This window comes from Neobacillus sp. KR4-4 (assembly GCF_042136325.1).
Taxonomy (GTDB): domain Bacteria; phylum Bacillota; class Bacilli; order Bacillales; family Cytobacillaceae; genus Neobacillus.
Genome location: NZ_JBHHJU010000062.1, coordinates 1 through 3,364 on the forward strand (window position 1 = coordinate 1; position 3,364 = coordinate 3,364).

Annotated in this window: 2 protein-coding genes; both read right to left on the bottom strand. The window is 40.2% G+C overall.

Annotated elements, in window-relative coordinates:
• Positions 1 to 182: 182 nt before the first annotated feature.
• Positions 183 to 1,424, bottom strand: a complete 1,242-nt coding sequence (locus ACE198_RS27785) for an MFS transporter (protein WP_375377781.1) — start codon at positions 1,422 to 1,424, stop codon at positions 183 to 185.
• A 48-nt stretch (positions 1,425 to 1,472) separates the two neighbouring features.
• Positions 1,473 to 2,420 (bottom strand): L-lactate dehydrogenase, encoded by a 948-nt coding sequence (locus ACE198_RS27790; RefSeq protein WP_375377782.1) that lies wholly within the window; start codon positions 2,418 to 2,420, stop codon positions 1,473 to 1,475.
• Positions 2,421 to 3,364 lie beyond the last annotated feature (944 nt).

The window sequence follows — 3,364 nt, forward strand, 5'->3', positions numbered from 1 at the left end:
ACCGCGAAGCGCGAATTTTTGGTGTACTGGAAGGGGGGTACCCCCCTTCCAGTACACCAAAAATAAATCAGCTGCTTAACATTGTTTTTCATCAGGAATGAATTTACACATAATAATGGGCTTGACTTGTTTGATTGAGTCCATATAATTGTGTAAAAAGAAATTCGGTACACTATATTGATTTACGCTGCTTTCCTCGCAACGATATCGTGCTTCCTCGTTTCCGGAAAGGTTGCCACCAAGAAGATGTACAAACTAGACACGGCGATAAAGAAGATCATGGCGGCCGTGTATCCGGAAGCGCCTAAGATAAAGCTCCACACGATCGTCGCAATGGTTTGGCCCGCATAGGCGATGGCCCAGAATAAGCCGAACATAATTGTCAATCTTTGTGGCGTCATCCCTTTTAATTCATGGGGCAGATTCAAAAAGATTGGGTACTGGATATACATCGCAAATCCAGAGATTGAAATGAGCGTGTAAGAGAGTAACGGAACTTTATTTGCAAAAACGAGCGCTAGGGCAAAGGCTCCCACCATGACGATACCTGAAAATAGGAGAATCGGTTTCCGCGGTACCCCTTTATTCCCGATTCGAATCCCTGCAAAGGTACCGAGTATACCGAAACCTGAGATTAATAGGTTCGTAACCGAGCCGTTTAACAAGGTATATTGATCAAATATGGCTTTAAAGCTTACTAGCGATAATACATACAGCGTTAAAAAGGAAGCGAACGCTAGACCGTAGCGCCAAAGGAATCCGTCCTTAAGAGCGTCTCTGTACCCATATTTTTCAGATTTTCCACCAGTTTCTCTTGTTTCAAAGGTTTCTGCTTTCCAAAGCCAGCCGATAAAAAACAAAATCGTTAACGAAGCAAATAACGTTAAGGTTAAACGCCAGTTGGCCACCATTTGCTTAGCAAAAACCGTAAATAAGACGGCAACAATAAAGGCCCCCGCATTATAAGCAACGGTATTGGCCGCATTAATGCGCAGTTTTACATTTGAATTTTTAACATAGTGAGCGACGATGGGGTTCATGTAGACAATCACCATCGAGCCACCTACGGCCATGACCATCCGGGCTGCGGTATAGGCCCAGTAATTAGGCAGGTAAATCGCAACAAGTCCCATCATTAACAGGCCAATTGCTGTGCCTGCTGCTTTTTTCGGCCCTAATTTCATGAGCACTAGCGCTGCTAAGATGTTCGCAAATACACGTGCGGTCGTAATCGAATAATTCACTAATTGAGATATAATAGGATCCACCGGCCCACCGAAAAACGTTTCGGTTATTTGTGGGGTCAATGAAGAGCCCGCCACCCAGTTCATGGCAAAGGTTACATAAGCCAGCCACAATACCGCCATCATAAAATAACCTTTTTTTGTATGATTGATCGTTTCCATATCTTCATCTGCTTTCATTAGTGATTTCATCTTTTCATTGAAAAAATGGAGTGCTTGCAGCAATGCCTAGATTACGGGTTTCATCGTTTCCTTTAATACGTTAACGGAGTGGCAAAATTGTTCTTTTTCTTTTTCATTTAACTCAATTTCAAGGACTTCACGGATTCCGCCGCGGTTAATGACTGCAGGCACCCCGATAAACACATCATTTTGTCTATAATGTCCATCTAGATAAGAAGAAACTGTCAGGATACAGTTTTCATTATTTAAAATGGCCTTCGTAATTCGAACGAGAGACATTCCGATTCCATAGTACGTTGCACCTTTTCGCTCAATAATGTGATAAGCAGCATCACGGACATTCACGAAAATTTCTTCTAAAGATTCTTTGTTTAGTTTTTCAGCTGGGAGCTCTTCCAGTCGTTCGACACCCACTGCGGCACGGCTCCAAACGGGAAGTTCAGTATCTCCGTGTTCACCAATGATATAAGCATGAACGTTTCTGGTGTCCATGTTGAAATGCTGACCAAGCGCAAAGCGGAGACGCGCAGAATCTAGGACGGTACCAGAACCAATCACACGTTCTTTCGGCAGCCCGGACTCTTTCCAAGTCACGTAGGTTAAAATGTCGACAGGGTTTGTTGCGACCAAGAAGATACCGTCAAATCCACTTGCCATAATGTTTTTTACGATTTGTTTGAAAATTTTCGTGTTCTTTTCCACTAACTCCAAGCGTGTTTCACCAGGCTTTTGTGCTAAGCCTGCGGTAATTACAACTAAGTCGGCCTGTGCACAATCTTGATAAGAACCGCTCCAAACATGGATAGGTGATGGTGCAAATGGGATTCCGTGGTTAAGGTCCATTGCCTCGCCTTCTGATTTAGACTCGTTCACATCAATGAGAACTAATTCTTCCGCAACTCCTTGATTAATCATAGAATAGGCATAACTACAACCGACTGCACCAGTTCCAACTAAGACAACCCGGTTTACTTTTTTATTTCTGTTTTCCATAATGATCAATCTCCTTTATTAGTGGGTTTTAACTTGCACTATCTATTAGTGATTTTTGGTAATTAATAACTTGATGAGATTAGTATAACACTAGATTGTGAATAATTTCACAATAAATGTGACAGTAATATGAATCTTCGACTGAAAGCCTTTACAAATAAAAGGTTATATGAATGAATGCGCTGTCATCCTCTTGGAGATGGGATGGGCTGGTTCTGGTGTTTTCATTAATCCCAGTAAAAAACATGAGAAACCGCTCGGTGAATTTTCTAGAAAAAGGATCCGGGCAGGGTGTTCGTCCAACCCATTTTTCTTGCTCTTAATAAACTATATATAAATAAATCATTTTTGTAGGAGGAAAATGGATTATGGATTGTAAGGAAAAATACGAATGCCGCCCATCCGTCATTTGGTGGGGGTTTAAGGGAAAAGAAAAGGATACTCAACATGATAAGCAAAAAGATGATTATCATGAACGCAAAAGATGCAGAAGTTTTTGCTGCGTATTTAAATGTACATGTTCGTAATTTTAATAGGGAGTGTTTCTATCTAATTAGAAACCTCTCTTTTTTGTGACCAAGGGAACGATTCTGGTTGACATTATTCTGCTAAAAGAAACATAAGAACCGTCTCAGTAGAAGGAAGGAGAAAAAAGAAAAACTTTTTGTTGCACAAGTAAACCGACAGTGTTATGATATGAAAGTTGCTTGTAACGGAAGTTAATTCGTTAAAAGTGATTTCAAAAAAAGATAAATTATTATATTGACATAATGATAGAGAGTTGATATAATAACAAATGTCGCTTCTGACAAACAAGATTGTTCTTTGAAAACTAAACAAACAAAATCGTGCAAACAAACAATATTAATCGTGTTTCTTCTATTATATATAGTTAGAACATGAGCCAACGTAACAAATGAGCTAATCAACTTTCTTGGAGAGTT

Bases quoted from the DNA above. Each gene is read 5' to 3' on its own strand.
- ACE198_RS27785 (WP_375377781.1), bottom strand. From the start codon at position 1,424: ATGAAAGCAGATGAAGATATGGAAACGATCAATCATACAAAAAAAGGT.
- ACE198_RS27790 (WP_375377782.1), bottom strand. From the start codon at position 2,420: ATGGAAAACAGAAATAAAAAAGTAAACCGGGTTGTCTTAGTTGGAACT.